Source organism: Thiomonas sp. TH-17 (assembly GCF_057473305.1).
This window is the reverse complement of record NZ_JBYCKI010000222.1, coordinates 1-2,774: the sequence shown is the minus strand read 5'-3', so window position 1 is coordinate 2,774 and position 2,774 is coordinate 1. Positions and strand designations below refer to the sequence as shown.

Genomic DNA, 2,774 nt, shown 5'->3' with positions numbered 1-2,774 from the left:
CCAGCAGATCGACCTCTTCGCCGACTTCAACGGCCTGCCCGACGCCAACGCCAAGACCGAGTTCTACCAGCACGACGCCCACTGGGCGAACCGCATAATCCTCGGCGACAGCCTGCAGGTCATGGCCAGCCTGGCCGAGCGCGAGGGCCTGCGCGGCCAGGTGCAGTGCATTTATTTAGATCCACCCTACGGCATCAAATTCAACAGCAATTTCCAGTGGTCCACTACCAGCCGCGACGTCAAGGACGGCAACACCGAGCACATCACCCGCGAGCCGGAACAGGTCAAGGCGTTTCGCGACACCTGGAGGGACGGTATCCACTCCTACCTGACTTACCTGCGCGACCGGCTAACCGTGGCTCGGGATTTGTTGACCGAGTCCGGGTCGATCTTTGTGCAGATTGGGGATGAAAATGTGCACCGGGTAAGGGCGGTGATGGATGAGGTTTTTGGGGAGGACAACTTCATCGGGTTGATTTGGTTCCGCAAGAAGACGATGCCGCTCGGCGCAACCTACCTTGAACGTATGGGGGACTACATCGTCTGGTTTGGCAAGAACACGGAACATACAAAATTTAGGCGCCTTTTCAAGCCAATCGATATTTCAGGCGATTTCCACTGGAACTGGAGACAAATCGACTCTACTACTCGCAAAAAATACTCGAAGAAAGAACTTGATAAGAATCCGCTTGGCGACCCGCTTAGGCTGGTCTCGATGTGGCCGCCCTCGTTCAGCGCGAAGGACGTATATGGTCTCCCATTTCTCGGACAAAAATGGCCGCCAGCTCCTGGACAGTGTTATCCCTCAGGAACGGAGAAGCTTGAACGTGTTGCTAAGGCGGGCCGCTTTGAAATTGAGGGCAACTACCTTCGTTATGTAATGAAGCTGTCTGATGACAATACGACGAAGTTAAATCTGACATGGACCGACACAACAGGAGCGCGAGACCAGAAATATGTAGTCGAGACGAATGAATTCGTAGTTCAGCGCTGCATCCTCATGACCACCGACCCCGGAGACCTAGTCCTCGACCCCACCTGCGGCTCAGGCACCACCGCCTATGTCGCCGAACAATGGGGACGACGCTGGATCACCCTCGACACCTCCCGCGTCGCCCTAGCGCTGGCCCGTGCCCGCATCATGGGCGCCCGTTATCCCTACTATCTCCTCGCCGACAGCCCGGAAGGACAGCAGAAAGAAGCGGAAGTCACCCACAGCTTCCCCTCTGGCAAGCCCACTTACGGCAGCATCCGCCATGGCTTTGTCTATGAGCGGGTGCCCCACATCACCCTCAAATCCATCGCCAACAACGCCGAAATTGATGTCATTTGGAAGCAATGGCAGCCCGCTATCAGCGGCGCTTTGGCAGATCTGAATGCGGCACTAAAAGGCCATAAAACGCCCTACAAAGTCTCCAGCGGCGGACGGCAGGGCCAACTCCTGCATTTTGACGGGCCGGAAGGCCGCAACGTCACCCTGCCCGGCGGTGAAACCGTCAGCGCCAGCGCCTTGCTCGACTGGGAAGTCCCCCGCGACGCCCCCGCCGACTGGCCCGCCAGCACCCATACACCCCTCCGCGCGTTTTGGCAGGCCCGCATCGCCCGCCAGCAGGCCATCGATGCATCCATTGCCGCCAAGGCCGACTTCGAGTATCTCTACGACAAGCCCTATGAGGACAAGAAAAAGGTCCGCGTCGCCGGTCCCTTCACCGTCGAAAGTCTCTCCCCCCACCGTGTGCTGGGGGTGGATGAAAACGACGAACTCATTGACCCCAATGCCAGCAAACTCGCTGAGCAAGGCTCTGGCTACGGCGAGGAACGCGACTTCGCCCAGATCATCCTCGAAAACCTCAAAACCGCCGGAGTGCAGCAGGCCCACAAAGACGGCAAGATCAACTTCACCGCTCTGACCCCTTGGCCGGGTGAACTGGTCTGTGCCGACGGCCGCTATCTGGAACCCGCCGGACCGGATGGGGGCAGCACCGAGCGCCGCGCCGCTATTTTCATCGGCCCCGAATTCGGCACTGTCTCCCGGCCTGATCTGGTTGCCGCCGCCCGAGAGGCCGCCGACGCAGGATTCGACGTGCTCATCGCTTGCGCCTTCAACTACGACGCCCACGCCAGCGAATTCCACAAACTCGGCCGCGTCCCCGTCCTCAAGGCGCGCATGAACGCCGCCCTGCACATGGCCAACGACCTCAAGACCACCGGCAAAGGCAACCTCTTCGACATCTACGGCGAACCCGACATCGACATCCTCGACGCCGAAGACGGCCAGATCCGTGTCAAGGTCAACGGCGTCGACGTCTTTCACCCCAACAGCGGCGAAGTCCACAGCGACGGCCCCGATGGCATCGCCTGCTGGTTCATCGACACCGACTACAACGAAGAAAGCTTCTTCGTCCGTCAAGCCTACTTCCTCGGCGCTAACGACCCGTACAAATCGCTGAAAACCACCCTGAAAGCGGAGATAGACGCAGAAGCCTGGGCAACGCTGAACAGCGACACCTCCCGGCCTTTTGACAAACCTGCGACAGGGCGGATTGCGGTGAAGGTCATAAATCATCTGGGGGATGAGGTGATGAAGGTGTTTAGAGTCTAGGCTCAATATTACGCAACACACGATCTGAGACAGAGAACATATGGCCCCGTCTAATCCATTTTCAGCAATCAACGCTTCGCTTGGATATCTTTATCAAGTACGGGCGGGCTTGCTTTGGTCCCTACAGCGGTTACGGCGCGATGAAGTTTTTCAGGTCTCAATTGAATCAATT

The 2,774-nt window shown here is 58.2% G+C and carries 1 protein-coding gene; it reads left to right on the top strand.

Translation table 11 applies throughout. From position 1 onward, the window contains the following. Positions 1-2,602, top strand: a 2,602-nt coding sequence (locus AC2VLV_RS13280; protein WP_486990436.1) for a site-specific DNA-methyltransferase, incomplete at its 5' end; no start/stop codon positions are given. Positions 2,603-2,774 lie beyond the last annotated feature (172 nt).